A 26,464-nucleotide genomic window follows, 5' to 3' on the forward strand; every position below is an offset into this window, starting at 1 on the left:
CGATGGAAAAGAAGCTTCTGGCACCGGCCGAATCCGGCCTTCTCGACGTGCCTGCACTGCGCGCAAGATGCGAATTCATTGCCAGCGCCAATGCCGATTATCGCGACCGCATGCGCAGCGCGCTTCTGGCCGAGTTCAAGAAGGCCAATAGCGAGGGCAGGGCACGGGCGCGCGAGCTGCTGTTTGCGGACGGTAGCGGCCTGCAATGCGCCGCACGCATCTCCTGGCTTCAGGATCAGCTGATCGCGGTCCTTCACGATTTCACGCTCAACCATGTCTTCAGCGCCGGCCAGGCGCCGCCTGCCGCGCGCATCACGGTGACGGCTGTCGGCGGTTACGGGCGCGGCACGCTTGCGCCGGGCTCCGATATCGACCTGCTTTTCCTGCTGCCGGCAAAGCCTGCCGCCTGGAGCGAGCCGGCCATCGAGTTCATGCTCTATATCCTGTGGGATCTGGGCTTCAAGGTTGGCCATGCAACCCGCAATCTCGAGGAATGCATCCAGCTTTCCAAGGGTGACATGACGATCCGCACGGCGATCCTCGAGGCTCGCTTCATCTGCGGCTCGGTCGCTCTTTTCGAGGAGCTGGGCGTGCGCTTCGACCGCGAGATCGTGCGCGGCACCGGCCCGGAATTCATCGCCGCCAAACTTGCCGAGCGCGACGAGCGTCACCGCAAGGCAGGCGACACGCGCTACCTCGTCGAGCCGAACGTCAAGGAAGGCAAGGGCGGGCTGCGCGACCTGCACACGCTGTTCTGGATCGCCAAATATTTCTATCACATCCGCGACCCGGCCGAACTGGTGAAGCTCGGCGTGCTCTCGCGGCAGGAATACAAGCTTTTCCAGAAGGCGGACGACTTCCTCTGGGCCGTGCGGTGCCACATGCACTTCCTGACCGGCAAGGCGGAAGAGCGTCTGTCCTTCGACATCCAGCGCGAAATCGCCGAATGCCTCGGCTACCAGCCGCATCCGGGCCTTTCGGCCGTCGAGCGCTTCATGAAGCACTATTTCCTCGTCGCCAAGGACGTGGGCGACCTCACGCGCATCTTCTGCGCGACTCTGGAGGATCAGCAGGCCAAGGAAGCGCCGGGCCTGACCGCGGTGATCAGCCGCTTCACCCACCGCACGCGCAAGATCGCCGGCACGCTGGATTTCGTCGAGGACCGCGGCCGCATCACCATTGCCAGTACCGATGTTTTCAAGCGCGATCCGGTCAACATCATCAGGCTCTTTCACATCGCCGATATCAACGGGCTGGAATTCCACCCGGATGCGCTGAAGCAGGTCACGCGCTCGCTGAAGCTCGTCAATGCGGCGCTGCGCGAGGACGAGGAGGCGAACCGCCTCTTCCTGTCCATCCTGACCTCGCCGCGCGATCCCGCGCTCAGCCTGCGCCGCATGAACGAGGCGGGCGTGCTCGGCCGGTTCATTCCGGAATTCGGCAAGATCGTCGCGATGATGCAGTTCAACATGTATCATCACTATACGGTCGACGAACACCTGATCCGCGCCGTCGGCGTGCTGGCAAGCATCGACCAGGGCCGCGAGAAGGAGGCCCATCCGCTCAGCTACCAAGTGATGCCGGCCATCGAGGACCGCATCGCGCTCTATGTCGCGGTTCTGCTGCACGACATCGCCAAGGGCCGCCCCGAGGATCATTCGGTGGCCGGGGCGAAGGTTGCCCGCAAGCTCTGCCCGCGTTTCGGCCTCTCCCCGAAGCAGACGGAACTGGTCGTCTGGCTCATCGAGGAACATCTGACCATGTCGATGGTCGCGCAGACCCGCGACCTCAACGATCGCAAGACCATCGTCGACTTCGCCGACAAGGTGCAGTCGCTGGAGCGCCTGAAGATGCTGCTCGTGCTGACGGTCTGCGATATCCGCGCGGTCGGCCCCGGCGTGTGGAACGGCTGGAAGGGCCAGCTGCTGCGCACCCTCTACTACGAGACCGAGCTTCTGATTTCCGGCGGCTTCTCCGAACTGTCTCGCAAGGAGCGGGCGCAGGCGGCGCGTGAGGTCCTGCTCAAGGCATTGCCGGCCGACTGGAGCCAAAAGGATCGCAAGACCTATGCGAACCTCAACTACGATCCCTATCTGCTGACGGTCTCGCTGGAGGATCAGGTCCGGCATGCGGCTTTCATCCGCGAGACCGACAAGGCCCGCCAGACGCTGGCGACCACGGTGCGCACCCACTCGTTTCATGCCATCACCGAAATCACGGTGTTATCGCCCGACCATCCGCGGCTTCTGACCGTGATTGCCGGTGCCTGTGCGGCGGCCGGCGCCAACATCGTCGATGCGCAGATCTTCACCACATCCGACGGGCGGGCGCTGGACACGATCCTCGTCAACCGCGAATTCCCCAACGATTCCGACGAGATGCGCCGTGCCGGCACCATCGGCAAGATGATCGAGGACGTGCTGTCCGGCCGCAAGCGCCTGCCGGAAGTCATCGCCACGCGCACCAAGAGCCGCAAGCGCAGCCGCACCTTCACCGTCTCGCCGGCCGTCACCATCTCCAACACGCTGTCGAACAAGTTCACCGTCATCGAGATCGAGTGCCTCGACCGGCCCGGCCTGCTGTCGGAGGTCACGGCCGTGCTGTCCGACCTGTCGCTCGATATCGCCTCGGCGCATATCACGACCTTCGGCGAGAAGGTCATCGACACCTTCTACGTCACCGATCTGGTCGGCCAGAAGATCACGACGGACAACCGGCAGGCCAATATCATCGCGCGGCTGAAGGCCGTCATGGCGGATGAGGCGGACGAACTGCGCGACCGCATGCCTTCAGGCATGATCGCGCCGGTGCCCGCCACGCCGAAAAAGGTCAGGGCAGAACAATGAGTCTGGTCAAGAAATTCGCGACGGTGGGCGGTGCGACGCTCGGCAGCCGCGTGCTCGGCTTCGCCCGTGAGACGTTGATGGCGGCCGCGCTCGGCACCGGGCCGATGGCGGACGCCTTCTATGCCGCCTTCCGCTTCCCGAACCTCTTCCGCCGTCTCTTTGCCGAGGGCGCGTTCAACGCCGCCTTCGTGCCGCTCTTCGCCAAGGAGATCGAGGAAGGCGGTGTCGATGGCGCCAAGCGCTTCTCCGAAGAGGTCTTCGGCGTCCTGTTCACGGTCCTGCTTCTGCTGACCATTGCGATGGAGCTGCTGATGCCGCTCATCGTCGCCTGGATCATCGCGCCGGGCTTCGTGGGCGACGCGGAGAAGTTCGACGTGACGGTGAAGCTTGCCGTCGTCATGTTTCCCTATCTCATGTGTATGTCGCTGACGGCCATGCTGTCGGGCATGCTGAACTCGCTGCATCACTATTTCGCCGCCGCCGTTGCGCCCGTTTTCCTCAATGTCGTGCTGATCGGCGCGCTGGGTTACGCGCTCTGGCAGGGTGCCTCGCCGCTCGATACGGCATGGTATCTCTCCTGGGGCGTCCTGGTGGCGGGGCTGCTGCAGATGGCGGTGCTTTACGCGGGTGTGCGCCATGCCGGCATCCGGATCGGCTTTCGTAGGCCGCGCATGACGCCGAACGTCAAGCGCCTGCTGTGGCTGGCCTTCCCCGCGGCCGTGACGGGCGGCATCACCCAGATCAACCAGCTGATCGGCCAGATGATCGCCTCCACCAAGGACGGCGCCATTGCGGCCCTGCAATATGCCGACCGCGTCTACCAGCTTCCGCTCGGCGTCGTCGGCATTGCCGTCGGCGTGGTGCTGCTGCCGGAGCTTGCGCGTGCGCTCAAGGGCGGGCACCAGATCGAGGCGGCGAATATCCAGAACCGCTCCATGGAGTTCGTGCTCTTCCTCACCCTGCCGGCCGCGGGCGCGCTCTGGGTCATTTCGGATGAGATCGTGCGGGTTCTCTACGAGCGCGGCGCCTTCAGCCCCGATACGACCTCGATCGTTGCCGGGACGCTCGCGATCTACGGCCTCGGCCTGCCGGGCTTCGTGATGATCAAGGCGCTCAATCCCGGTTTCTTCGCGCGTGAGGATACCAAGACGCCGATGCGCATCACCATGCTGTCGGTGGTGGTGAACTGCATCCTGGCCGTCTCGCTCTTCCCGCTTTTCCATGAGCGCGGCATCGCCACCGCCGAGGCCGTTTCCGGCTGGCTGACGGCGCTGCTTCTCTTCGTGACGCTGGTCCGGCGCGGTCACTGGCCGCTGGAGCGGGCGCTTGCCTGGCGCGTGGCGCGCCTCATCGTCGCGACCCTCGTCATGGCCGTGTCGCTGGAATACGCCTCCGGCTTCCTCGCCGACCGGCTCGCGCCGTCCTCGCCGCTCCTCGAACAGCTGGCGGCGCTCGGCCTTCTGATCGGCTTCGCCATGGTCGTCTATTTCTCGGTCGCCTTCCTCATCGGCGGCGCCGATCTCGGCATGATCCGCCGCAACATGAAGCGCAAGGCGAAAGCCGTGCCGGGCGAGGGGTCCGCCGACTAGACGCAATCTAGCGCGAGGCGGGCCGCGCGCGTGTCGTGAGCCGTGCCAGCCCGCCGCCGCAATGATGCCAGCGCCGCTTCGGCCCGACATCGACATGCACGATGCCGTTGCAATAGGTGCCGAGGCCGCCGATGGCTGGTGCCGAGCGCGCGGCCGCGAGGATGCGGTTTACCGAAACACCGGGAACGCGGATATCCGCCGCAAGGCATTTGCGGTGATAGGAGCCGCGCCGCCCGTTCGAGCGGTGGCCGGAGGTGACGAGGGGCCTTCGGCCGACCGCGCGGGCGATATGCGACAGCACGCCCCTGAGCTTGCCGGGGAAACATCGGTGCCGCACGCGCGGCGTCTGGATGCTGTATGTTTTCGCCACGACGTCCTTGTCGGTCCTGGCGGCGTGCTTGTCGCTGCGGCCTGCCGTGGTCTCCGTCGCGAAGAGCGATGTCACAGCCACGATGCAGGCAAGCAGAATGGAACCGTTCCTTCGCACGGTGTCCTCCCGTTTTGCGCCCCTTCGTCACAAAACGGCCGATCGGGATCGACCTTCCCTCAAATCCCCGCAGCCAGGAACAACCGGAAAGTGTCATTTATAAGGAATGCCTGATGAGAGGTGTCGCCGCGAGATCGGCCCCACTTGATCGGCGTCCCGGCGCCGTGCATAAGCGCGGCGTATTTCTTTCGCAGATCCGTCCGCAGAACCGTGCCGGAAACTGCGCGTGCAACAGAACCAGGCCCTCCACCCGCCTGAAGGAAACCGTCATGAGCGCATTCAAGCCCCTCGTCTTCTCCGGCGTGCAGCCGACCGGCAATCTCCACCTCGGCAACTATCTCGGCGCGATCCGCAAGTTCGTGGCGTTGCAGGACGATAACGACTGCATCTATTGCGTCGTGGACCTGCACGCCATCACCGCGCAGCTGGTGCACGAGGACATGCGCGGCCAGATCCGCTCGATTGCCGCCGCCTTCATCGCCGCCGGCATCGATCCGAAGAAGCACATCGTCTTCAACCAGTCCGCCGTGCCGCAGCATGCCGAGCTGGCCTGGATCTTCAACTGCGTGGCGCGCATCGGCTGGATGGAGCGCATGACCCAGTTCAAGGACAAGACCGGCGGCAAGAATGCCGAACAGGTCTCGCTCGGCCTGCTTGCCTATCCGAGCCTGATGGCCGCCGACATCCTCGTCTACCGCGCGACGCATGTGCCCGTCGGCGACGACCAGAAGCAGCACCTGGAGCTGACCCGCGACATCGCGCAGAAGTTCAACATCGACTTCGGCAATCACATCCGCAAGGCCGGCATCGGCGTCGATATCGTGGTCGGCGAGGAGCCGGTGCACGCCTATTTCCCGATGGTCGAGCCGCTGATCGGCGGACCGGCACCGCGCGTCATGAGCCTGCGCGACGGCACGAAGAAGATGTCGAAGTCCGATGCCTCCGACCTGTCGCGCATCAACCTCACCGACGATGCCGAGACGATCTCCAAGAAGATCCGCAAGGCCAAGACCGATCCGGACGCCTTGCCGAGCGAGGTCGAGGGCCTGAAGGGACGCCCCGAGGCGGACAACCTCGTCGGCATCTATGCGGCCCTTGCCGACAAGACCAAGGCCGACGTTCTCGCCGAGTTCGGCGGCCAGCAGTTTTCTGCCTTCAAGCCAGCGCTGGTCGATCTTGCCGTCAACGTTCTCTCGCCGATCACGGACGAGATGCGCCGCCTGATGGACGACACGAGCCATATCGACGCTATTCTGCGCGATGGCGGCGAAAGGGCCCGGGCACGGGCCGAAAAAACCATGAAGGAAGTTCGCGACATCATCGGTTTTGTGCAGTAAGGTCGACCCCGAAACGTCTTAGAGAGAAGGGGGCCGCATGGTTTCTCGACGACTTTCCCGCCTGGAAGGCCACCGCCGCAAATTTCTGGCTGTTATCGATGACACGCCGGAATGCCAGCGTGCCGTGCATTATGCGGGAATGCGTGCGAAGAATTCCAACGGTGCCGTGGTGCTGCTCTACGTGATCGCCAATGGCGATTTCCAGCAATGGCTGGGTGTCGAGGAGATCATGCGGGCGGAGGCGCGCGAAGAGGCCGAGGCTGTGCTGGCCAAGGCCGGCCAGGCGCTGCGCGAGGCCATCGGCATCGAGCCGGAAACCGTGATTCGCGAGGGCGTGGCGAGCGAGGCGATCAACGGCCTGATCGAGGAAGACCGCGATATCGCCATCCTCGTTCTTGCCGCCGGCTCGTCCAAGGAAGGGCCGGGGCCGCTCGTGACGTCACTCGCCAGCCGCGCGCAGGCATTTCCGATCCCCGTCACCGTGATCCCGGATCAGCTGAGCGACGAGGAACTGGATGCGCTGAGTTGAGGTCTCGACCTTGAAGATAACGACCGAAAGGTTTATCTTCTTTTGAACGTTTCTAAAGAATATGGCCGCGAGCCTGTCAGGCCGCACGGAGAGTAAGATGTTCATCCAGACCGAAACGACGCCGAACCCGTCGACCCTGAAGTTCCTGCCGGGCAAGGTGGTGCTGGAGAGTGGCACGGCCGAGTTTCGCGACGAGACCGAGGCGCGTGCTGCGTCTCCGCTTGCCGCCCGCCTCTTCGGCATTCCCGGCGTCACGGGTGTTTTCCTCGGCTATGATTTCATTACCGTCACCAAGGACGGCGCCGACTGGCAGCATATGAAGCCGGCCATTCTCGGCAATATCATGGAACACTTCATGTCCGGCCAGCCGGTGCTGGCCAGTGGCGCTTTCGGCGGTAACGGCGATGATGAGGGCGAGTTCTTCGAGGCGGGCGACGAGACCATCGTCGCCACCATCAAGGAACTGCTCGACACGCGCGTGCGCCCGGCCGTCGCCCAGGACGGCGGCGACATCACCTTCAAGGGTTTCCGCGACGGCGTCGTCTATCTCAACATGAAGGGCGCCTGCTCGGGTTGCCCGTCCTCGACGGCGACGCTCAAGCACGGCGTGCAGAACCTTCTTCGCCATTTCGTACCGGAAGTGCAGGAAGTTGAAGCCGTCGCATAAGGCCCGCCGCGCATATCGCCGGTGCCCGGCATGATCGTTCTCGCGATCGATACGGCGGGAACGGGCTGTTTTGCCGCACTCTATGACTCCGATAAGGATATCGTCCTCGGCGCCGCCGGGGCAGATATCGGCCGCGGTCATGCCGAGCGGCTGATGGAATTCGTCGATGCCGCGCTTGACGCGGCCTGCATGAACCTCCCGGATATCGACCGGGTTGCCGTCACCATCGGCCCCGGCTCCTTCACGGGCATCCGCGTCGGTGTTGCCGCCGCGCGCGGCCTGGCGCTGGCGCTTGGCGTGCCGGCCGTTGGGGTCTCGACGCTTGCCGCCCTTGCTGCCGGCAGGCCCGGGCCGTCGCTCATTGCCATCGATGCCAAGCGCGACGAGGTTTATTGGCAGCGTTTCTCAGCTGATGGCAGCGCAGCAACGCCCCCGGCCATTGCCTCGGTCGAGGCGGCGCGTGCCGTCGTGCTGGCGGATGGCGAAGCGCTTGGCGGCTCGGCTGCCGCGCTGCTGCGTGCGGATGCCGGAGCAGAGACGGACGGCGTTTCCATCGCGACCGTCGCACGGCTCGGCGCCCGCCTCGATCCCGAGGCCAACCAGCCGAAGCCGCTTTACCTGCGCGGGCCCGATGCCAAGCCACAGTCGGGCTTTGCGATCCGGAGGGCGTGAATGTCTCTCAGCGACTATTTCACCCGCAAGCCGGTGTTCGAGGTCTTTCCGCTCGAAAAGGATGACGTTGGCCTGGCCGCGGCCCTGCACAGGCTGCGCTTTGCCCAGCCGTGGAACGATGGCGAGCTTCACTCGCTGTTGTCGCAGGATACCGTCTTCGGCTTTCTCGCCCTGAAGGCCGGCGTGGCGGAGCGCGCCGCCGGCGGTTTCGTGCTTGCGCGCGCCACGGCCGGCGAGGCGGAAATCCTGACCATCGGCGTCGACCAGCGCTTCGGGCGCAGCGGTCTCGGCTGGCGGCTGATGCTGGCGGCACTGCGTGAGGCAAAGATGCGTGGTGCAGAGGATATTTTCCTCGAGGTGGATGCCGCCAATCATGCAGCCTGCGGCCTTTATGCAAAGCTCGGCTTCGCCAAGGTTGGCGAGCGCAAGGCCTATTATGCCTCGGCCGATGGCGCCCGCTCCACGGCGCTTGTCATGCGGCGCGATCTTCGCTAGTCCCCTTTCGGGAGGCCGGAAGAACGAGGGCAGGTCGTATGACGTATGTCGAGAAATCGCTGGAAGAGCTGTGTGTCGAGCGCGGCATGCGCATGACAGAGCAGCGCCGCGTTATCGCGCGCGTATTGGAGGGCTCCGCCGACCATCCCGACGTGGAGGAGCTCTATCGCCGCTCCTCGGCCATCGATTCGCGCATTTCCATCTCCACCGTCTATCGCACCGTCAAATTGTTCGAGGATGCCGGCATCATCGAGCGCCATGATTTCCGCGACGGAAGGTCGCGTTACGAAACCGTGCCGGACGAGCATCACGATCACCTGATCGACCTGAAGCACGGCCACGTCATCGAGTTTCACTCCCCGGAAATCGAGGCGCTGCAGGAGCGGATCGCCCGCGAGCACGGCTTCAAGCTGGTCGATCACCGGCTGGAGCTTTACGGCATCCCGCTCAAGGAGGGTGAGTGAGGCCCGTCGCCGCTCCCGCCCTGACATCTGTCCGGTGAGCGCTTGATTACCTGGCTGCGCATCGCCCTGGGCGTCTTTGTCCTTCTTGCGGTCACGCTCCTGCTGCTGCCGCTCCAACTCCTTGGCCTGCGCTTCAACTGGAAGATCCGCCGCGTTCTGCCGCGTTTCTGGCACCGCGTCGCCTGCCGGGTGCTCGGTATCAGGGTGCGTGTGCATGGTACGCTGGAGACGAAGCGTCCGCTGCTTCTGGCCGCCAATCACGCTTCGTGGAAGGACATTCTGGTGCTCGGTTCGGTAGCCGATGTCGTCTATATCGCCAAGTCCGACGTGCGCGACTGGCCGGTCTTCGGCATTCTCGCCCGCCTCCAGGCGACGATCTTCGTGGAGCGCGAGCAGCGCCAGAAGACCGGCGAACAGGTCAACGAAATCGCCGAGCGCCTGACAGCCGGCGAGATCGTCGTGCTTTTTCCCGAGGGAACGACCTCCGACGGCAATCGCCTGCTGGAGGTAAAATCCTCGCTCTTCGGTGCCGCCGCCTCCGCCGTGCCGCACGCGCCCGACGGTATCGTTCACATCCAGCCCGTTTCCATCGCCTATACCGGTCTGCACGGCATGGCGATGGGCCGCTACCACCGCCCGATCGCCGCTTGGCCGGGCGATATCGAACTCCTGCCGCACCTCATGGGCATCCTGCGCGCCGGGGCTGTGGACGTCGATGTCGATTTCGGCGAGCGCGTGGATTACGAGCGCACGAGCAATCGCAAGGAGGTAAGCCGCACGGTCGAGGCACGCATCCGTGCCATGCTCGGCGCACGCCTGCGCGGTCGGTAGCCTGCGGTTGCAACGGCGAAAACAAAGAAATGCTTCATTCTCAGGGCTTTTTCCACTATGGAAACGGCCATGAGCGAACAGTCCCTTTCCGCCCCTGATGTCCCCGTGGCCACGCCGAACACCCGCAAGGTGTTCGTCAAGACCTATGGCTGTCAGATGAACGTCTATGACAGCGACCGCATGACGGATGCCCTGTCGAAGGACGGCTATCAGGCGACGGACGTGCTGGAAGAGGCCGATCTGGTCCTGCTCAACACCTGTCACATCCGCGAGAAGGCCGCCGAAAAGGTCTATTCCGAGCTCGGCCGGCTGCGCGAGATGAAGAAGGCCCGCGCCAAAGACGGCCGCGAAATGGTGATCGGCGTCACCGGCTGCGTCGCCCAGGCCGAGGGCAAGGAGATCCTGCGCCGCGCGCCTGCCGTCGACCTTGTCGTCGGTCCGCAGACGTATCACCGCCTGCCCGACGCGCTGCGCCGCGCCAAGGGCGGTGAGCGCGTCGTCGAGACGGACTATGCCATCGAGGACAAGTTCGAGCACCTGCCGGCACCTGAAAAAGCCAGGACCCGTGCGCGCGGCGTCACTGCCTTCCTCACCGTGCAGGAAGGCTGCGACAAGTTCTGCACCTTCTGCGTGGTGCCCTACACGCGCGGTTCTGAGGTCTCCAGGCCTGTCGCGCAGATCGCCACGGAGGCCGAACGTCTCGTCGAGGGCGGCGTGCGTGAGATCACGCTGCTCGGCCAGAACGTCAATGCCTGGCATGGTCTCGGCCCTGATGGCAACGAGTGGGGGCTGGGCGACTTGCTTTACCGCCTGGCCGAAATCGAGGGACTGGCGCGCCTGCGTTATACCACCAGCCATCCGCGCGACATGGACGACCGCCTGATCGGGGCGCATCGCGACCTGCCCAAGCTGATGCCCTATCTGCATCTGCCAGTGCAGTCCGGCTCCGACCGCATCCTGAAAGCCATGAACCGGCGCCACACGGCCGCCGAATATGTCGCCCTGATCGAGCGCATCCGTGCCGTCCAGCCGGACCTTGCGATATCAGGCGATTTCATCGTCGGCTTCCCGGGCGAGACGGATGAGGACTTCGAAGACACGATGTGCCTCATCGAAACAGTCGGTTATGCACAGGCATTTTCGTTCAAATATTCCATCCGCCCCGGCACGCCGGGCGCGGAGATGGACGGCCATGTGGCAGAGGACGTGAAGGCCGAACGCCTTGAAAGATTGCAGGCTTTACTGTTTCGCCAGCAGCGCGAATTCGCCAGGACCTGCATCGGCAAGGAGATCGACCTGCTTCTGGAGAAGCCCGGCCGCATGCCCGGCCAGCTCGTTGGCCGGTCGCCTTGGCTCCAGCCTGTGAATATTGATGCAAAAGGTTCTGAAATCGGTGACATTATCCGGGTGCGAATCATCGATGCCGGGCCCAACAGCCTCTTCGCCGAAGCGATCGGTTGACGGGTTTCATACAAGGAGCTTGACCGCTTGAACGGACACGAACTGATGACGTCCTCGCCGCGCCAGTCGAAGACCGAGACCGACGCCAATCAATTCGTGCTCACTTTCGAGAACAATCGATACGCAAGCGAGCTTTTCGGCCAGTTCGATCAGCATCTGAAGCTCATCGAGCAGCGCCTGCATATCGATGCGCGGGCGCGCGGCAATTCCGTCGTCATCTCCGGCGATGGCGTGGCCACCAGCCAGGCTCGCCGGGCACTGGATTATCTCTATGACCGGCTCCAGAAGGGCGGCTCCATCGAGCTTTCCGATGTCGAGGGCGCCATCCGCATGGCGATTGCAGCCGACGACCAGCTGTCGCTGCCGACCATGGAGCGCAAGGCCAAGCTGACCATGTCGCAGATTTCCACCCGCAAGAAGACCATCGCCGCCCGCACGCCGACGCAGGATACCTATATCCGCGCGCTGGAGCGCTCCGAGCTGGTCTTCGGCGTCGGCCCGGCCGGCACAGGCAAGACCTATCTCGCCGTCGCCTATGCCGCGCAGCTTCTCGAGCGTGGCGCCGTCGACCGCATCATCCTGTCGCGTCCGGCCGTGGAAGCCGGCGAACGCCTCGGCTTCCTGCCCGGCGACATGAAGGAAAAGGTCGATCCCTATCTCCGCCCGCTCTATGACGCGCTCTACGACATGATGCCGGGCGACAAGGTCGAACGCGCCATTGCCGCCAATGTCATCGAAATTGCGCCGCTCGCCTTCATGCGCGGACGCACGCTGGCCAATGCCGCCGTCATCCTCGACGAGGCACAGAACACGACGTCGATGCAGATGAAGATGTTCCTGACGCGTCTGGGCGAAAACGGCCGCATGATCGTCACCGGCGACCCGAGCCAGGTCGACCTGCCGCGCGGCGTCAAGTCGGGCCTCGTGGAGGCCCTGCAGATCCTCAAAGGCGTCGAAGGCGTCTCCGTCGTGCGCTTCAAGGATGTCGACGTGGTGCGCCATCCGATGGTCGCCCGCATCGTGCGGGCCTATGAGGCGACGACCGCCGTACAGGACGAAAGCGAGCAGACCGACCGCTGAGCGGTCGACAAGTCCAATGAGCGAACTTGATATCCAAATTTCCATAGAGGAGGGCCCATGGCCCTCCGAGGCGCATCTGCTCGACATGAGCAAGCGGGTGCTCGGTGCTGCCGCCGATTTTCTGCGCGACAATGAAAAGCAGCCCTTTCCGAAAACAGGTGCACCGGAAGTCTCCCTCGTTTTCACCAATGACGCGGAGATCCGCGGCATCAATGCGGAATGGCGCAGCCAGGACAAGCCGACCAACGTCCTGTCCTTCCCGGCCTTTCCGCTCACGCCGGGCAAAATGCCGGGGCCGATGCTCGGTGACATCATTTTTGCAGAGGAAACATTGACCCGCGAGGCTGCCGAACTCGGCAAGTCTTTCGACGACCATCTCACGCATCTGATGGTGCATGGATTTCTGCATCTCTTCGGCTATGATCATATGGACGACGAAGAGGCGGAAAAAATGGAAGGGCTTGAGACTCGCATTCTTGCCGGGCTTGGCCTATCTGACCCATACGGGGACGATCCCGATTAACCAGTTTGGACCAATGAGCGACTTCAGAAACCAGTCCGTAGCGACGGAAAAGCACGAGGCGGATGCCTCAAGTCAGGACGAGGCGGGCAGTAGTACCAGCGCGCCAAAGCAGGAAAACGGGAGCCGGACATCTCTCTGGTCCCGTGCAACGCGGCTTTGGCGCATGACAGGGGCCTCCAGCCTCCGCAAGGACCTCGCAGAGGCCTTGATGACGGAAGAGAGCGGCGGCTCGCCGGCCTTCCTGCCCGAAGAACGGGCGATGCTGCACAACATTCTCCGGTTCCGCGAGGTGCGGGTCGAGGACGTGATGGTCCCACGCGCTGATATCGAGGCCGTCGACCAGGACATCACGATCGCCGAACTGATGGTGATCTTCGAGGATTCCGGCCGCTCGCGCATGCCGGTCTACCATGAAAGCCTCGATGATCCGCGTGGCATGGTCCACATCCGCGACCTGCTCGCCTATGTCACCAAGCAGGCCCGCAACAAGCGCCGAAGCGGCGCCAAGGCCGTGGCCGCAAACGGCGAAAAGCCCGTTCGCACGCCGAAAGCCGAATTCGACCTCGGCCGTGTCGATCTTTCCAAGACCGTCGCGGAAGCCGGCATCATCAGGCAGGTCCTCTTCGTGCCGCCGTCGATGCTGGCCGCCGACCTGATGGCGCGCATGCAGGCCGACCGTACGCAGATGGCGCTCGTCATCGATGAATATGGCGGCACGGACGGTCTCGCCTCGCTGGAGGACATCGTCGAAATGGTTGTCGGCGATATCGAAGACGAGCACGACGACGAAGAGGCCATGATCCAGCGCGCCGGCGACGACGTGTTCATCGCGGACGCCCGCGTCGAACTCGAGGAGCTGGCCGAAGCGATCGGTCCGGATTTCGATATCCGCGCCCAGCTGGAGGATGCCGATACGCTCGGCGGCCTCATCTTCGCCTCGCTGGGACGCATTCCGGTGCGTGGCGAGGTGGTGCAGGCAGTGCCAGGCTTCGAATTTCACGTTCTGGATGCCGACCCGCGTCGTGTGAAGCGCGTGCGCGTAACCCGCAAGCGTGCCAGTGCAGTGCGCCGTCGGGAACGTCGCCCCGAAGGCGAGGCGGGAGCGGTGACGCCGGAGCGTGCTACGGTTTCGGAGCCGCAGGCCCGCAGCACCGGCACGGACTGAGCCGTCCTGAAACAATCTTCAAAATGATCTGCGCCTTGTCCTGCCGTGACGCGGGACAAGGCGGCGGTTTTTTGGAAGACTGGCGCGGCTGATTCGGGGAAAGCGACAAGAAGGGGACGGCATGGAGCGGCTTGCGGGCACGGTCATGCTCCTGTCTGGAAAAAGACGGGCGCTTGTTGCATTTCTTGCCGGCCTGATCGGCGTCCTGGCACTGCCGCCCTTCGGCTTCCTGGCGGCGCTGTTCGTTTCATTCACCCTGCTCGTCTGGCTTCTCGACGGTGCGACCGCCGCGCCCGAGGCCGGCGTTATTCGGCGACTGGCACCTGCCTTCCGCATAGGCTGGCTGTTCGGCTTCGGCTATTTCGTCGGCGGGCTTTGGTGGCTCGGCAATGCCTTGCTGGTGGAAGCGGATGCCTTCGCCTGGGCCGTGCCGCTCGCAGTGCTCGGGCTTCCGGCCTTCCTTGCCTTCTATTACGGTTTTGCTGCAGCACTTGCCCGGCTGTTCTGGTCCGATGGCATGGGCCGGATCGCCGCGCTCGCCTTTGCGTTCGGCGTGGGAGAATGGCTGCGTGGCACGCTGTTCACCGGCTTTCCGTGGAATGCCGTCGGCTATGGCATGATGCCGGTCCCGCTGCTGATGCAATCCGCAGGCTTCGTCGGTATCGCCGGCATGAACGTGCTCGCCGTCTTCGTCTTCGCAGCACCGGCGCTGCTCGGCACGCGGCGGGGAAGGGTGGCTGGCCTCGGGCTTGCGTTGGTCCTCTTCGCAGCCCATGTCGGCTATGGCGTCTATGCGCTGCATGTCCTGCCGTTGCCGGAAAATCAGGCGACGGTCATCCGCCTTGTCCAGCCGGTCATCGACCAGGCCATGAAGCTCGACGATTCCGCCCGCGCGGACATCTTCGAAAAACATCTGGCGCTGAGCGCTGCCAAGCCTGCCGAAGGGGACAAGCGGCCGGATATCGTCGTCTGGCCGGAAACGTCCATACCCTTCATTCTGACGGACAATCCCGATGCGCTGGTGCGGATCGCGCAGGTTCTGGATGACGACCAGGTCTTGATCGCCGGGGCGGTGCGCACCGAAAGTGCGGGGTCCGGCAAGGCGCCGCGCTACTACAACTCGATCTACGCGATCGACGGCAAGGGGCAGATCATCGGCGCGGCCGACAAGGTTCATCTTGTGCCCTTCGGCGAATACATGCCCTTTGCCGATGTCTTCGAAAGCCTCGGCGTTTCCCCTGTGGCCATGCCAGGCGGGTTTTCGGCGGCACGCGAGCATCCGCTGTTGAACGCGCTCGGCAAGGGTCTCTATCCGCTGATCTGCTACGAGGCGATCTTTCCGTCCGAGATCGGTCCCGCATCCGAAGGGGCGGCCGCCCTGCTGAACGTGACCAACGATGCCTGGTTCGGCAACACGCCCGGACCCTACCAGCATTTTCAGCAGGCGCGTCTTCGCGCCGTGGAGCGCGGCATGCCGTTGATTCGCGCCGCCAACAACGGTATTTCCGCAATCGTCGACGCCAGGGGCGAGGTGATCTCGGGCCTGTCTTATGACATTGCCGGTTTTGTGGATGCAACCCTTCCGGGTAGAATTGCGCAGGGCGAATGGTCGAAGTGGCGGGATTGGCTCTTTCCCGTTCTTCTCGGCCTTTTCTTTCTTGTGGCCAGCATTTCGCGCGTTGGTTTTAGAAACAGATTGAATTGACCAAAAACCCCTAAAATAGCATAGTGCCCGCCACCGGTCGTTCTCCTGTAATGTCGGACTCTCCGGAGGTCGCGCATACAACGTGACGTTAAGTATTCAGTAAGGGTGCCGGTCGGGGTGGGGCCATTTCCGCGTTAGGACCAAAGTGATGATGGAAAACAAGAAGAAGCCGAATCCGATCGACATTCATGTCGGCAGCAGAATTCGGCTTCGCAGGACCATGCTCGGTATGAGCCAGGAGAAGCTGGGCGAAAGCCTCGGCATCACCTTCCAGCAGATTCAGAAATACGAGAAGGGCACGAACCGCGTCGGCGCGAGCCGGTTGCAGAATATTTCGAGCATTCTCAATGTGCCCGTCGCATTCTTTTTCGAGGACGCACCCGGTGACACCGCTGACTCCCAGAGCGGTTTCGCCGATGCTTCCAGCTCCAACTATGTGGTGGATTTCCTGTCGTCCTCCGAGGGCCTGCAGCTGAACCGCGCCTTCGTGAAGATCACCGATCCCAAGGTGCGCCGCAAGCTCGTAGACCTCGTGAAGGCACTGGCAGCCGAAGCCGAAATCGAGTGATCGCTCTCAGCTTCACGGTCTGAAAAGGCGGCCCTTCGGGGCCGTTTTTTTGTGCTTGTGCCGCAGGCCTGTCTGGGCGCGTCGGAGAAGGAAATTTCGATATAAAGATATTCTTATGTCCTTCTGTTCTTGTTTTTGGGCTGTGAAATGAATAACAACGTCGAAGTCTGTTTTCTTTGAGGGGACTTCCCGCATGCGCAGCAATTATCTCTTCACCAGCGAGTCCGTCGCCGAGGGGCATCCGGACAAGGTTTGCGACCGCATCTCCGACGAGATCGTCGATTTGGTCTATCGCGAGGCGGTGAAGTCGAAAATCGATCCTTGGTCGGTTCGCATCGCATGCGAGACGCTCGCAACCACCAACCGCGTTATCATCGCCGGTGAAGTGCGTCTGCCGCCAAGCCTTCTCAAGAAAGACAAGAACGGCCACGACGTCATCAACCCGTCGAAGTTCAAGTCCGCTGCGCGCAAGGCGATCCGTGACATCGGCTACGAGCAGGATGGCTTCCACTGGAAGACGGCGAAGATCGACGTTCTGCTGCATTCCCAGTCCGCGGATATCGCCCAGGGCGTCGACAACGCCGCCGACAGGCAGGGCGACGAGGGTGCCGGCGACCAGGGCATCATGTTCGGTTACGCCTGCCGTGAAACGGCGGAGCTGATGCCTGCGCCGCTCTACTATTCGCACCGCATCCTTCAGCTGCTCGCCGAGGCCCGCAAGAAGGGCGTGGGCGATGCCGGCAAGCTTGGACCGGATGCCAAGAGCCAGGTGACCGTGCGTTACGTCGACGGCAAGCCCGCCGACGTCGCCTCGATCGTCCTGTCCACCCAGCACCTCGATGAAAGCTGGGACTCCAAGAAGGTGCGCCAGGTTGTCGAGCCCTATATTCGCGAGGCCCTCCACGACATCAAGATCGCCGACGACTGCGTCTGGTACATCAACCCGACGGGCAAGTTCGTCATCGGTGGCCCGGATGGCGACGCCGGTCTGACCGGCCGCAAGATCATTGTGGACACCTATGGCGGGGCAGCCCCGCATGGCGGCGGCGCCTTCTCCGGCAAGGACACAACCAAGGTCGACCGTTCGGCTGCCTATGCCGCGCGCTACCTCGCCAAGAACGTGGTGGCCGCCGGCTTGGCCGACCGCTGCACGATCCAGATTTCCTATGCCATCGGCGTCGCACAGCCGCTGTCGATCTATGTCGACCTGCATGGCACGGGCAAGGTGAGCGAAGACGAGGTGGAAGCCGCGATCCGCAAGGTCATGGACCTGTCGCCGTCGGGTATCCGCCGCCACCTCGACCTCAATAAGCCGATCTATGCCAAGACGTCCGCCTACGGTCATTTCGGCCGCAAGGCCGGCCGGGACGGCTCTTTCTCCTGGGAGCGCCTCGACCTCGCCAAGGCCCTCAAGGAAGCCCTGAAGAACTGAGATCGCCATGACCGATGCAGAGCGCCGCAGCCGCGCGACCGAGGCCTTCTTCGGTCGTCGAAAGGGAAAACCGCTGAGGGAGCGGCAGGCGCATCATCTTGAGACTCTGCTTCCGGCACTGAAGGTCGACCTTTCGGAACCCGCGCCGGTCGATATCGCGTCGCTCTACGATTTCAAGCCGGCGCGCGTGCGGCTCGAAATCGGTTTCGGCGGCGGCGAGCATCTCATTCATCGGGCGCAGGAAACCCCGGAGACGGCGTTCATCGGCGTCGAGCCCTTCGTCAATTCCATGGCGAAGCTCATCGGCAGCATCGAGGATACGGGCGCGAAGAACATCCGGCTCTACGATGACGATGCGACGGAACTTCTGGATTGGTTGCCGGCGGCCTCGATCGATCAGATCGATCTTCTCTATCCCGACCCATGGCCGAAGAAAAAGCACTGGAAGCGGCGCTTCGTGTCCAGGGTCAATCTGGATCGTTTTGCCCGCGTGCTGAAACCGGGCGGGCACTTCTGCTTCGCGTCCGACATCGACACCTATGTCAACTGGACGCTGATGCACTGCGGGGCGCATCCCGCTTTCGTATGGACCGCGGAGAACGCGGCCGACTGGCTGACGCCCTATGCAGGCTGGCCGGGAACGCGCTACGAGGCCAAGGCCAAGCGCGAAGGACGCAAGTCCGCCTACCTCACCTTCCGCCGTCTCTGACGGAAGGCTCCGGCTTCAGGATCAGTGGAGGCTCACGGTGCGCAGGTCGTCCTCGGCAGCCTTGTAGAAGGTGCTGGAACGATTGTCGGTCAGCAGGATCGGCGTGCCGTCGGCGCCGAACAGGGCCCACAGGTCGAGGCTGGGGTCGATTTCGGGCGCTTCGGGAAAGACGCGCGAAACTTCATCCGCCTTCATCTTCCTGATGTAGCCGACTTCGCCCTCGCCCAGATGTGCGAGATCTGCCTTCGAAACGGTGGGGGTAACGGTCTTCAGTCCCATCTTTGCCTCCATGGCAATGCCGGCAAGTGCCGGCCGCTGGGCGCCCGCGTCCATAAGGGAGCTCGGTGCGTCAGCGATCAGGTTACGCTCGAGACGGTCCGGCGGGGTGTTCCCGCAGGAACGGCTCATGATCTAGTCTGATACGGAAATGTTAATTTTCTTTACCATTCGCTGCGGTTCCGGCCGGATGAGATCGACCGAGAGAAGGCCGTTCTTCAACTCGGCACCCTCCACGCGCATGCCGTCGGCAAGGACGAATGTGCGCTGGAACTGGCGAGCGGCAATGCCGCGGTAAAGATAATCCCGTTCGTTGCTGTCGGTCTGACGGCCGCGGATGACAAGCTGGTTTTCCTCTGTCGTGACATCAAGCTCCTCCTCGGAGAAGCCCGCCACGGCCAGTGTGATGCGCAGGCGCTCCGGCGCACCCGTCACGTCGTTCGAACGCAGCCGTTCGATATTGTAGGGGGGATAGCCATCGTTGCCCTTGGCGATACGCTCGAGGGTCTTTTCCATGGCGTCGAAGCCCAGCAGCAGCGGGCTTGCGAAAGGGGTCATGCGAGACATACATCCAGTCCTTGCTTTCAAGCGACCAAGACGGGACCCGATACCGGCACCCCGACGGAACCAATATGGTGACTGCGCGCCTGCCGCGCAAGACGCTTGCGAAGCGCGATTTCGCAAATATAGTCGCCGCTTCGTCCGCGCGGTGCTGGCGAAAATCATAAAGAGACAAGGACGAAACGGCATGTCTGAGCCAAGGAAAATCATCATCGATACGGATCCTGGCCAGGACGATGCCGCCGCGATCATGCTGGGGCTGGGCAGCCCGGAGCTCGAAATCCTCGGCATCACGACCGTGGCCGGAAATGTGCCGCTGTCGCGGACGTCTACAAATGCCCGAATCATTCTGGAGTTCTGCGGACGTACCGACATCAAGGTCTTCGCCGGCGCCGACAGGCCGATTGCCCGTCCGTTGGTGACCGCCGAGCATGTTCACGGCAAGACCGGCCTCGACGGCCCGGAACTGCACGAGCCGCAGATGCCGCTCCAGCCGCAGCATGCCGTCGACTTCATCATCGAGACGCTGAAGTGCGAGGCGGCGGGCACCGTCACGCTCTGCACCCTCGGCCCGCTCACGAACATCGCCCTGGCGCTGGAAAAGGCGCCCGAGATCGCCGGCCGGGTGCGCGAACTGGTCATGATGGGTGGCGGCTTCTTCGAGGGGGGCAACATCACGCCGGCGGCCGAATTCAACGTCTATGTCGATCCGGAGGCGGCCGCTGCGGTCTTGAAGTCCGGTATTCCGATCGTCATGATGCCGCTCGACGTCACCCACAAGGTGCTGACGCTGAAGAGCCGCGTCGAAAAGCTCCGCGCCATCGGCAACCGCCCGGCGAAGGCTCTGGTGGAGATGCTGGAATTCTTCGAACGGTTTGACGTGGAGAAATACGGCTCCGACGGCGGGCCGCTGCACGATCCGACCGTCATCGCCTATCTCCTTAAACCGGACCTGTTCTCCGGTCGCGATTGCAATGTCGAGGTTGAAACCGCCTCGCCGCTCACCGCCGGCATGACGGTGGTCGACTGGTGGCAGGTGACCAGCCGCAGGCACAATGCCCGCGTCATGAAGGATATCGATGCCGACGGGTTCTTCGCGCTGCTTGCCGAGCGCATCGGTCGCCTCTGATGCGGGGTCCGCGCGTTGCCAGCCCCGCGGTGGAGGCCCGTTTTCACAAGGAGATGGTGGGCCTCTATGACCGCTTCGCCGACCTCGGCTTTCGCCCCGTCCTGCTGCGCCGGTTCGTGCTGCTTAACGGCGGCGTGGCGGCGGCAAAGGAACTCGTCTTCAAGCCCGGCACGACCGGCCTGGAACGGCTGCTCGATGCCGGCAAGGTCGAGCTTTCCATGGAGGCGCTGATGCTGCGGCCGGAATACCAGCCGCTCTTCTCCGAGCTTGAACTCAAGGAAGCCACGCAACGGCTTGCCAACGCCACGCGGTCGCGTTCACGCGGGCGGCTGCAGGCGCAACCAACCCAGCCGAAGTAGCCCGGGCAGCCTCGTTACGGGCATGCCTTCGACTACAACGAAAAAGGCCGGCGTTTCCGCCGGCCTTTTGCCTGGATCGAAGGGTCGGCTCAGAACTCTTCCCAATCATCGTGGGCCAGCGCCGTGTTGCCCGCAACCTGCGGGACCGTACGGTTCGCCGCGCGGGCCGGCTGGTAGGACGCGCGCTGCGGCTGGACCTGCGGGCGGGCGGCCTGCTGTACCTGTTGCATGCCTGCTGCTGCCATCGAGCCGGAGCGGAAGCGGGCGACGAGCGACTTCAGCGTCTGGGCTTCGTCGTTCAGCGCCATGCTGGCGGCGGTGGTTTCCTCCACCATCGCGGCGTTCTGCTGCGTGACCTGGTCCATCTGGTTGACGGCGGAGTTGATTTCCTTGAGCCCCACGGCCTGTTCGGACGCGGAAGAGGAGATCTGGCGGATGAGGTCGTTGATCTGGTTCACCTGGTGGGCGATGTTTTCCAGCGCGTCGCCCGCACGGCCGACGAGGCTGACGCCGTCGCGCACCTGGGACTCCGACGTGTTGATCAGCGTCTTGATCTCCTTGGCGGCATTGGCCGAGCGCTGGGCGAGTTCGCGCACTTCCTGTGCCACGACCGCAAAGCCCTTGCCGGCTTCACCGGCGCGCGCCGCTTCCACGCCGGCATTGAGCGCCAGCAGGTTCGTCTGGAAGGCGATGTCGTCGATGACGCCGATGATGTTGGAGATTTCGCGAGACGAACTCTCGATGCCGTGCATCGCGTCGATCGCTTTCTGCACGACCTCGCCCGACCGGCTGGCGTCCTGGTTCGCGGTTTCGACGGACTTGGCCGCGATGCGGGCATTTTCCGCGCTGGAGTTGACCTGTGACGTCAGCTCGTCGAGAGCGGCTGCGGTCTCCTCGAGGCTTGCGGCCTGCTGCTCGGTGCGGTGCGACAGGTCGGCCGCACCCTTGGAGATCTCGCTCGTACCGCCACCGATATTGCCGACGGAGGCGTTGACCGTCTGGATTGTCTCTTCAAGGCTGGCAATGGCGGAGTTGAAGTCGGTCTTCAGCTTGCCGTACTCGCCCGGGAAATCGCCGGAGAGACGGAACGCCAGGTTGCCTTCCGAGAGCTGGGCGAGGCCGTCGCCGAGACGCGCGACGATGTCGCGCTGCAGGGCGCTCGATTCCGCGCGCTCTGTTTCCGAGCGGTTGCGTTCGGTTTCCGTCAGCTCGCGCTGGCGGCTGGCTTCGGCTTCGAGCGTGCGTGTGTTGGCGAGTTGGTGGCGGAACCCTTCCAGCGCCTTGGCGACGGCGCCGGTTTCATCGGACCGGTCCTGCCCGGCGACCGGCTGCGTATAGGTGCCGCCGCTCAGGGCATCGACGTCGCGGACGAGGCCGGCGAGCGGCTTCTGCACGAACGCGCGCACCGCAAGATAGAGCCCGGTCAGCACGGCAGCCAGAACGATGAGACCACCGATGATCATCATGAAGGTCTGATCCTGCACCGGCGCATTGATCGCTGCGCGCGGAACATCGACGAGCACGATCCAGGAGGTGTTGATGTCCGGCAGCGCGAACGGGTAGACGACGCGGTCGAACGCGGCGAGTTCGTCGAAAGTCATGTTCTCGACGAGACCCGGCTTGCCCGTGGAGAGCGCGGACTTGACGATATCTTCGCCAATGCCTTCATAGGGTTTCATGACGAGGTCGGCATTCGGCGCGACGAGCCAGTTGCCGGTCTGCGACAGCAGCAGCACACGCCCTTGGCCGAACGGCGTCAGCTTGCTCAGCTTGTCGGACAGGGTCTTCAGGGAGACGTCGACGCCAGTGACGCCGATACGCTTGCCACCGGAGACGACGGGAAAGGCGATGGAGGCCATGGTGAAGCCTTCGCCGGTCGAGCTTTCCTTGTAGGGCTGGGTCATCGCGCCCTTGCCCGAATTCGCCGCCAACGAATACCATTCGGCCTTGTAGTCGGATTCGAAGGTGGAAAGCCCGATGGAGCCGTCCTTGCGTTTCGTCCAGTAAGGGTTGAACGAACCATCCTTGAACGTACCGCTTTCCAGAGATTCGCTCATCTCGCGCGACTTGCCGTCGAAGGCATTGGGCTCCTCCGCAAACCAGCTGCCGAGCGCGAAGTCGTTCTTCTCCGCATTGGCCTTGATGATATCAACCACTTCCTTGCGGTCGAAGTGACCGTTGGTGTGGCCCTGCTCGATCACGCCGGCCATCGAGCGCGCGGCGCTTGCAAGCTGCCCGATATCGGTCGCGATGTCCGACGCGATGGCTTTCGCTTCCGTATTCGCCTCGGAGTAGACGAGGCCGGCGACGCGATCTTGGCTCTGCTGGATGAGCACGGTGTTGGAGGCGAGCAGCACCAGGGCGATGATGCCGCCGGTCACTGCGATGAGCTTCGTCGCAAGCGACTTGGCCTGAAGCTTGAACATGAAATCCTCACGATAGGAAGCGTCCGCGACGGGTGTCGCGGAAAAGCACGTTCGATTGTCGGGATGAGCTCCATCATGGAGTGCGAGGCGCGCGACCTGCGTCCTGAACCACCCGGATCGCGTTTCGCGAGGCCGGGGGCGTGAGGATTTCAATACTCTGTAGAATATTAATAAAGAGCCAAATTTCGATCCTCATTGTCAGCAGGATCGCTGAATTACCGGGCGTTGCGGGCAAAACGACATCCGGTGTCCCCGTTGCGAAATCCTGCCCGCAACGGGGGTTGGGCGATGGCGTCAGACCTCCGCGTCGACGGCGTTTGCGAAGGGAATGGAAGGTTGGGCGCCGGGCTTCAGGCAGGCGAGCGACCCTGCGACGGCTGCGCGACGCAACGCGTCCTTGAAGGCAAGTCCGGCATCGAGCGAGGCGGCAAGGTAGCCGCAGAACGTGTCGCCCGCGCCCACCGTATCTACCGGCTCGATCTTGAGGCCGGCGGCCCGGTAGATCTCATTCTTGCGGATGGCGACGACACCATCGGCGCCGAGTGTGACGATGATGGTCTGGCCGTTCTCGCCGTGGATGCGACGCATGACCGCTTCGCGCTCCTCACCGGAGAGTTCGCCCTTGCCGGCGAAGAGATCGAATTCGGTTTCGTTGGCGACAAGGATGTCGGCCGTACCGCCGAGCCTCTTGGCTTCGGCATTGAACGGCGCGATGTTGATGATCGAGACGACACCCTTCTGCCTGGCGGCGGCCAGCGCGGCCTCGATCGCTGTGGTCGGGATTTCGAATTGCAGCATCAGGTAATCGCCACGCGACATGGCGGTGACGGCGCGTCTGGCATCCTCGTCACTGACAGTGCCGTTGGCGCCGGGAACGACGACGATCATGTTCTCGCCGTCGGGCGCGACGAGGATGTGGGCGGTGCCCGTCGCCTCGGCGGGATAGCGTACGGCGTTGAGGTCCACGGCAGCATCCGCCAGAAGCGCCAGCGCCTGGCTGCCCAGGCGGTCGTCGCCCACGGCGCCGGCCATGCGCACCATGGCCCCGGCACGGCGTGCGGCGAGCGCCTGGTTGGCCCCCTTGCCGCCGGCAGCGGTGGTGAAGCTGGTGCCCATCACCGTTTCGCCAGGTCTCGGCAGGCGTTCCGGCGTGGCGATGAGGTCCATGTTGATGGAGCCGAAGACGGTGATCATGAAAATAGCCCTTTGTCGTTTCCGCCGGACACTGCCTGAGGCAGTCAGTCCTCGTCAACCACCCTCAGCCGCGGCGGCGCCGTTCGGCCTTCTGCAACCGTATCAGCGCTCTCCGAAAGTGCGGTGACAGTTTCGAATTCCAGCTCGCCGATCCGCGCGCCGCGCCGTGTAAGCTTCTCAGTCGACGTCAAAATCAGGTCCACATCCTTCTGGGCGGAGGTGAAATGACCGTGCAGCTTGCGCACCCGGTCGTCGAGCCGCGTCAAATCGTCCATGAGACGCCCAACCTCGCCCTGGATGACATGGGCCTGCTCGCGCATGCGCTGGTCTTTCAGAAGGGCCTGCAGAACCTGCACCGACAGCATCAGTAGTGATGGCGAGACGATCACAATGCGTGCGCGGTGCGCCCGCTGCACGACGGCCTCGAAATTCTCGTGGATGCTGGCGAAGATCGATTCGGACGGTACGAACAGGAAGGCCGTGTCCTGCGTCTCGCCGGCAATCAGGTACTTTTCGGAGATATCACGGATATGGATTTCCATGTCGCGGCGGAATTGCTGGGCAGCGACCTTCGCGGCTTCCGGCGAGCGCGCGTCCGACATGGCGTTCCAGGCTTCCAGCGGGAATTTCGCATCCACGACGAGCGGCGGCTGGCCGTTCGGCATGCGGATCGTGCAGTCCGGACGCACCCCGCTGCCAAGCTGTGCCTGGAATTGATAGGCGCCGGACGGCAGCGCATCGGCAATGATGGTCTCCATGCGCGACTGGCCGAAGGCGCCGCGCGTCTGCTTGTTGGACAGAATGGCCTGAAGCCCCACCACATCCTTGGCAAGCGACTGGATGTTGGTCTGGGCGTTGTCGATAACCGCAAGCCGCTCCTGGAGGCGGCGCAGGTTCTCGTGTGTCGCCCGCGTCTGTTCGGAGATCGACTGGCCGAGCCGTTGCGTCAGCCCGTCGAGCCGCGTGTTGATGGCCTGGTTCGTCTCGGATTGCTTGGCGCCGAAGACTTCGGCCATCGCAGCGACACGACCTTGCATCTCCGTCTGTGCCTTGAGGAGTTCGGCGAAGCGCAGCTCCGCAATGCTTGCCGCCTCGCGCTGGCGCGCCTGGCTCCGGCGGGCCGAAAGCAGGCCGAAAATCAGGATCAGCGCGGCGAGCAGCAGGGCCAGCGCGGGCCCGGTTCCGCCGAGCCGGTCGAGTGTGGAGGTGAGAAGCGTATCAAGGGCAGGATCGATCATGGCGCGACCATACCATGGATGATGGCAAAAACCAGATCATACCGTGAACAAAGCCATTTTCCGGCCGCGCAAGCCGATTGAAAGCCCGAAAAAAGCAGGTTAAGGAGGCGCATGACCATCAAGCCGCTGATTATCCTTCCCGATCCGATCCTTCGCCAGGTCTCGCAGCCCATCGAGACCGTGGATGGCGAGGTCAAGAAGCTCGCCGACGACATGCTGGAAACCATGTACGACGCGCCGGGCATCGGCCTTGCCGCCATCCAGATCGGCGTTGCGCGCCGCATGCTCGTGCTCGACGTGTCGAAGGATGGCGATGAGAAGCAGCCGCTTGTCTTCATCAACCCGGAAATCGTCTCCGCCACGGATGCGCGCTCGGTTTACGAGGAAGGCTGCCTTTCTATCCCGGACTACTACGCGGAAGTCGAGCGTCCGGCGGCGATCAAGGTCAAGCATCTCGACCGCGATGGCAAGGAGAAGCTGACGGAGGCCGACGGCCTGCTGGCCACCTGCCTCCAGCACGAGATCGATCATCTGAACGGAGTGCTGTTCATCGACCATATTTCCAAGCTGAAGCGCGAAATGGTGATCCGCAAATTCACCAAGGCCGCCAAGCTGCGCGGCAGCAAGGCGCTCTGAGCGCGATTGCTGCGGCTTCGTTTTCACGCGGTTGCGGACGCGAGACCGCCTTGCGGTTTCACCGCAACCGCTTTCACGGAGGCTG

The 26,464-nt window shown here is 63.5% G+C and carries 26 protein-coding genes; 20 read left to right on the forward strand and 6 right to left on the reverse strand.

What is annotated here, in order from left to right; genetic code table 11:
• Positions 1-2 precede the first annotated feature (2 nt).
• Together MKI86_RS08350 and murJ are read left to right on the forward strand one after the other, a co-directional pair.
• Positions 3-2,846 carry a [protein-PII] uridylyltransferase gene (locus MKI86_RS08350; protein ID WP_241600690.1) on the forward strand — a complete coding sequence of 948 codons (2,844 nt, stop codon included), beginning with the start codon at positions 3-5 and terminating at the stop codon, positions 2,844-2,846.
• On the forward strand, positions 2,843-4,435 hold the full coding sequence (gene murJ, locus MKI86_RS08355; protein WP_241599763.1) for a murein biosynthesis integral membrane protein MurJ: 1,593 nt from the start codon (positions 2,843-2,845) through the stop codon (positions 4,433-4,435). The genes MKI86_RS08350 and murJ overlap by 4 nt, the downstream gene beginning before the upstream one ends.
• Before the next feature lie 7 nt (positions 4,436-4,442).
• On the opposite strand, the gene MKI86_RS08360 is transcribed toward murJ, so the two are convergent.
• The gene (locus MKI86_RS08360; RefSeq protein ID WP_241599764.1) at positions 4,443-4,922 is read right to left on the reverse strand and encodes a YcbK family protein; all 480 of its coding nucleotides are present in this window, start codon (positions 4,920-4,922) and stop codon (positions 4,443-4,445) included.
• 269 nt (positions 4,923-5,191) lie between these two features.
• Here MKI86_RS08360 and trpS point away from each other — a divergent pair, with 269 nt between their 5' ends.
• From trpS to trmB, 15 genes are all read left to right on the forward strand, one after another.
• A complete protein-coding gene (gene trpS, locus MKI86_RS08365; protein ID WP_241599766.1) occupies positions 5,192-6,259 on the forward strand; it encodes a tryptophan--tRNA ligase in 1,068 nt (355 codons plus the stop codon).
• Positions 6,260-6,296: 37 nt separating this feature from the next.
• Positions 6,297-6,788 (forward strand): universal stress protein, encoded by a 492-nt coding sequence (locus MKI86_RS08370; protein WP_241599768.1) that lies wholly within the window; start codon positions 6,297-6,299, stop codon positions 6,786-6,788.
• Between the two features lie 97 nt (positions 6,789-6,885).
• The gene (locus MKI86_RS08375; RefSeq protein ID WP_241599770.1) at positions 6,886-7,455 is read left to right on the forward strand and encodes a NifU family protein; all 570 of its coding nucleotides are present in this window, start codon (positions 6,886-6,888) and stop codon (positions 7,453-7,455) included.
• 30 nt (positions 7,456-7,485) lie between these two features.
• Positions 7,486-8,127 (forward strand): tRNA (adenosine(37)-N6)-threonylcarbamoyltransferase complex dimerization subunit type 1 TsaB, encoded by a 642-nt coding sequence (gene tsaB / locus MKI86_RS08380; RefSeq protein ID WP_241599772.1) that lies wholly within the window; start codon positions 7,486-7,488, stop codon positions 8,125-8,127.
• Complete coding sequence (locus MKI86_RS08385) at positions 8,128-8,622, forward strand: GNAT family N-acetyltransferase (RefSeq protein WP_241599781.1); 495 nt, start codon at positions 8,128-8,130, stop codon at positions 8,620-8,622.
• Between the two features lie 38 nt (positions 8,623-8,660).
• On the forward strand, positions 8,661-9,086 hold the full coding sequence (locus MKI86_RS08390) for a Fur family transcriptional regulator (RefSeq protein ID WP_134648023.1): 426 nt from the start codon (positions 8,661-8,663) through the stop codon (positions 9,084-9,086).
• A 42-nt stretch (positions 9,087-9,128) separates the two neighbouring features.
• Positions 9,129-9,917, forward strand: a complete 789-nt coding sequence (gene olsA / locus MKI86_RS08395; RefSeq protein WP_241599783.1) for a lyso-ornithine lipid O-acyltransferase — start codon at positions 9,129-9,131, stop codon at positions 9,915-9,917.
• 69 nt (positions 9,918-9,986) lie between these two features.
• Positions 9,987-11,378, forward strand: a complete 1,392-nt coding sequence (gene miaB / locus MKI86_RS08400) for a tRNA (N6-isopentenyl adenosine(37)-C2)-methylthiotransferase MiaB (RefSeq protein WP_241599785.1) — start codon at positions 9,987-9,989, stop codon at positions 11,376-11,378.
• 27 nt (positions 11,379-11,405) lie between these two features.
• Positions 11,406-12,458 carry a PhoH family protein gene (locus tag MKI86_RS08405; protein ID WP_241599787.1) on the forward strand — a complete coding sequence of 351 codons (1,053 nt, stop codon included), beginning with the start codon at positions 11,406-11,408 and terminating at the stop codon, positions 12,456-12,458.
• A 16-nt stretch (positions 12,459-12,474) separates the two neighbouring features.
• Positions 12,475-12,981: an rRNA maturation RNase YbeY gene (ybeY, locus tag MKI86_RS08410; RefSeq protein WP_241599790.1), complete on the forward strand. Its 507-nt coding sequence runs from the start codon at positions 12,475-12,477 to the stop codon at positions 12,979-12,981.
• Positions 12,982-12,994: 13 nt separating this feature from the next.
• The gene (locus tag MKI86_RS08415; protein WP_241599792.1) at positions 12,995-14,146 is read left to right on the forward strand and encodes a hemolysin family protein; all 1,152 of its coding nucleotides are present in this window, start codon (positions 12,995-12,997) and stop codon (positions 14,144-14,146) included.
• Between the two features lie 121 nt (positions 14,147-14,267).
• Positions 14,268-15,851 carry an apolipoprotein N-acyltransferase gene (gene lnt, locus MKI86_RS08420; RefSeq protein WP_241599794.1) on the forward strand — a complete coding sequence of 528 codons (1,584 nt, stop codon included), beginning with the start codon at positions 14,268-14,270 and terminating at the stop codon, positions 15,849-15,851.
• A 148-nt stretch (positions 15,852-15,999) separates the two neighbouring features.
• Positions 16,000-16,419 carry a helix-turn-helix domain-containing protein gene (locus MKI86_RS08425; RefSeq protein WP_241599796.1) on the forward strand — a complete coding sequence of 140 codons (420 nt, stop codon included), beginning with the start codon at positions 16,000-16,002 and terminating at the stop codon, positions 16,417-16,419.
• A gap of 193 nt (positions 16,420-16,612) precedes the next feature.
• Positions 16,613-17,851, forward strand: a complete 1,239-nt coding sequence (gene metK, locus MKI86_RS08430; protein ID WP_241599798.1) for a methionine adenosyltransferase — start codon at positions 16,613-16,615, stop codon at positions 17,849-17,851.
• 7 nt (positions 17,852-17,858) lie between these two features.
• Positions 17,859-18,560 (forward strand): tRNA (guanosine(46)-N7)-methyltransferase TrmB, encoded by a 702-nt coding sequence (gene trmB / locus MKI86_RS08435; RefSeq protein WP_241599851.1) that lies wholly within the window; start codon positions 17,859-17,861, stop codon positions 18,558-18,560.
• 21 nt (positions 18,561-18,581) lie between these two features.
• On the opposite strand, the gene MKI86_RS08440 is transcribed toward trmB, so the two are convergent.
• Together MKI86_RS08440 and MKI86_RS08445 are read right to left on the reverse strand one after the other, a co-directional pair.
• Positions 18,582-18,839, reverse strand: coding sequence for a BQ00720 family protein (locus MKI86_RS08440; protein WP_241600692.1), 258 nt, complete (start codon positions 18,837-18,839; stop codon positions 18,582-18,584).
• 132 nt (positions 18,840-18,971) lie between these two features.
• On the reverse strand, positions 18,972-19,403 hold the full coding sequence (locus tag MKI86_RS08445; protein ID WP_241599860.1) for an Hsp20 family protein: 432 nt from the start codon (positions 19,401-19,403) through the stop codon (positions 18,972-18,974).
• A gap of 181 nt (positions 19,404-19,584) precedes the next feature.
• On the opposite strand from MKI86_RS08445, the gene MKI86_RS08450 reads away from it, so the two are divergent.
• Both MKI86_RS08450 and MKI86_RS08455 read left to right on the forward strand, forming a co-directional pair.
• Positions 19,585-20,526: a nucleoside hydrolase gene (locus MKI86_RS08450; RefSeq protein ID WP_241599862.1), complete on the forward strand. Its 942-nt coding sequence runs from the start codon at positions 19,585-19,587 to the stop codon at positions 20,524-20,526.
• The gene (locus tag MKI86_RS08455; protein WP_241599864.1) at positions 20,526-20,885 is read left to right on the forward strand and encodes a hypothetical protein; all 360 of its coding nucleotides are present in this window, start codon (positions 20,526-20,528) and stop codon (positions 20,883-20,885) included. Before MKI86_RS08450 ends, MKI86_RS08455 begins: the two co-directional genes overlap by 1 nt.
• Positions 20,886-20,974: 89 nt before the next feature.
• Here MKI86_RS08455 and MKI86_RS08460 read toward each other — a convergent pair whose 3' ends face one another.
• The 3 genes from MKI86_RS08460 to MKI86_RS08470 all read right to left on the reverse strand — a co-directional run bounded on the left by MKI86_RS08460 (position 20,975) and on the right by MKI86_RS08470 (position 25,743).
• Positions 20,975-23,311 (reverse strand): methyl-accepting chemotaxis protein, encoded by a 2,337-nt coding sequence (locus tag MKI86_RS08460; protein ID WP_241599866.1) that lies wholly within the window; start codon positions 23,309-23,311, stop codon positions 20,975-20,977.
• Between the two features lie 294 nt (positions 23,312-23,605).
• A complete protein-coding gene (locus tag MKI86_RS08465) occupies positions 23,606-24,505 on the reverse strand; it encodes a ribokinase (protein ID WP_241599868.1) in 900 nt (299 codons plus the stop codon).
• A 44-nt stretch (positions 24,506-24,549) separates the two neighbouring features.
• Positions 24,550-25,743 carry a DNA recombination protein RmuC gene (locus tag MKI86_RS08470; RefSeq protein WP_241599871.1) on the reverse strand — a complete coding sequence of 398 codons (1,194 nt, stop codon included), beginning with the start codon at positions 25,741-25,743 and terminating at the stop codon, positions 24,550-24,552.
• 111 nt (positions 25,744-25,854) lie between these two features.
• Between MKI86_RS08470 and def the strand changes: the two genes are divergently transcribed.
• Complete coding sequence (gene def / locus MKI86_RS08475) at positions 25,855-26,379, forward strand: peptide deformylase (RefSeq protein ID WP_241599873.1); 525 nt, start codon at positions 25,855-25,857, stop codon at positions 26,377-26,379.
• Positions 26,380-26,464: the final 85 nt, after the last annotated feature.

Source organism: Shinella sedimenti (genome assembly GCF_022601905.1).
Lineage (GTDB): Bacteria > Pseudomonadota > Alphaproteobacteria > Rhizobiales > Rhizobiaceae > Shinella > Shinella sedimenti.

What these genes read in the sequence shown, in the direction of transcription:
- MKI86_RS08350 (WP_241600690.1), top strand. Translation starts at nt 3, where the DNA reads ATGGAAAAGAAGCTTCTGGCACCGGCCGAATCCGGCCTTCTCGACGTG.
- murJ (WP_241599763.1), top strand. Translation starts at nt 2,843, where the DNA reads ATGAGTCTGGTCAAGAAATTCGCGACGGTGGGCGGTGCGACGCTCGGC.
- trpS (WP_241599766.1), top strand. Translation starts at nt 5,192, where the DNA reads ATGAGCGCATTCAAGCCCCTCGTCTTCTCCGGCGTGCAGCCGACCGGC.
- MKI86_RS08370 (WP_241599768.1), top strand. Translation starts at nt 6,297, where the DNA reads ATGGTTTCTCGACGACTTTCCCGCCTGGAAGGCCACCGCCGCAAATTT.
- MKI86_RS08375 (WP_241599770.1), top strand. Translation starts at nt 6,886, where the DNA reads ATGTTCATCCAGACCGAAACGACGCCGAACCCGTCGACCCTGAAGTTC.
- tsaB (WP_241599772.1), top strand. Translation starts at nt 7,486, where the DNA reads ATGATCGTTCTCGCGATCGATACGGCGGGAACGGGCTGTTTTGCCGCA.
- MKI86_RS08385 (WP_241599781.1), top strand. Translation starts at nt 8,128, where the DNA reads ATGTCTCTCAGCGACTATTTCACCCGCAAGCCGGTGTTCGAGGTCTTT.
- MKI86_RS08390 (WP_134648023.1), top strand. Translation starts at nt 8,661, where the DNA reads ATGACGTATGTCGAGAAATCGCTGGAAGAGCTGTGTGTCGAGCGCGGC.
- miaB (WP_241599785.1), top strand. Translation starts at nt 9,987, where the DNA reads ATGAGCGAACAGTCCCTTTCCGCCCCTGATGTCCCCGTGGCCACGCCG.
- ybeY (WP_241599790.1), top strand. Translation starts at nt 12,475, where the DNA reads ATGAGCGAACTTGATATCCAAATTTCCATAGAGGAGGGCCCATGGCCC.
- MKI86_RS08415 (WP_241599792.1), top strand. Translation starts at nt 12,995, where the DNA reads ATGAGCGACTTCAGAAACCAGTCCGTAGCGACGGAAAAGCACGAGGCG.
- lnt (WP_241599794.1), top strand. Translation starts at nt 14,268, where the DNA reads ATGGAGCGGCTTGCGGGCACGGTCATGCTCCTGTCTGGAAAAAGACGG.
- MKI86_RS08425 (WP_241599796.1), top strand. Translation starts at nt 16,000, where the DNA reads ATGATGGAAAACAAGAAGAAGCCGAATCCGATCGACATTCATGTCGGC.
- metK (WP_241599798.1), top strand. Translation starts at nt 16,613, where the DNA reads ATGCGCAGCAATTATCTCTTCACCAGCGAGTCCGTCGCCGAGGGGCAT.
- trmB (WP_241599851.1), top strand. Translation starts at nt 17,859, where the DNA reads ATGACCGATGCAGAGCGCCGCAGCCGCGCGACCGAGGCCTTCTTCGGT.
- MKI86_RS08440 (WP_241600692.1), bottom strand. Translation starts at nt 18,839, where the DNA reads ATGGGACTGAAGACCGTTACCCCCACCGTTTCGAAGGCAGATCTCGCA.
- MKI86_RS08445 (WP_241599860.1), bottom strand. Translation starts at nt 19,403, where the DNA reads ATGTCTCGCATGACCCCTTTCGCAAGCCCGCTGCTGCTGGGCTTCGAC.
- MKI86_RS08450 (WP_241599862.1), top strand. Translation starts at nt 19,585, where the DNA reads ATGTCTGAGCCAAGGAAAATCATCATCGATACGGATCCTGGCCAGGAC.
- MKI86_RS08455 (WP_241599864.1), top strand. Translation starts at nt 20,526, where the DNA reads ATGCGGGGTCCGCGCGTTGCCAGCCCCGCGGTGGAGGCCCGTTTTCAC.
- MKI86_RS08460 (WP_241599866.1), bottom strand. Translation starts at nt 23,311, where the DNA reads ATGTTCAAGCTTCAGGCCAAGTCGCTTGCGACGAAGCTCATCGCAGTG.
- MKI86_RS08465 (WP_241599868.1), bottom strand. Translation starts at nt 24,505, where the DNA reads ATGATCACCGTCTTCGGCTCCATCAACATGGACCTCATCGCCACGCCG.
- MKI86_RS08470 (WP_241599871.1), bottom strand. Translation starts at nt 25,743, where the DNA reads ATGATCGATCCTGCCCTTGATACGCTTCTCACCTCCACACTCGACCGG.
- def (WP_241599873.1), top strand. Translation starts at nt 25,855, where the DNA reads ATGACCATCAAGCCGCTGATTATCCTTCCCGATCCGATCCTTCGCCAG.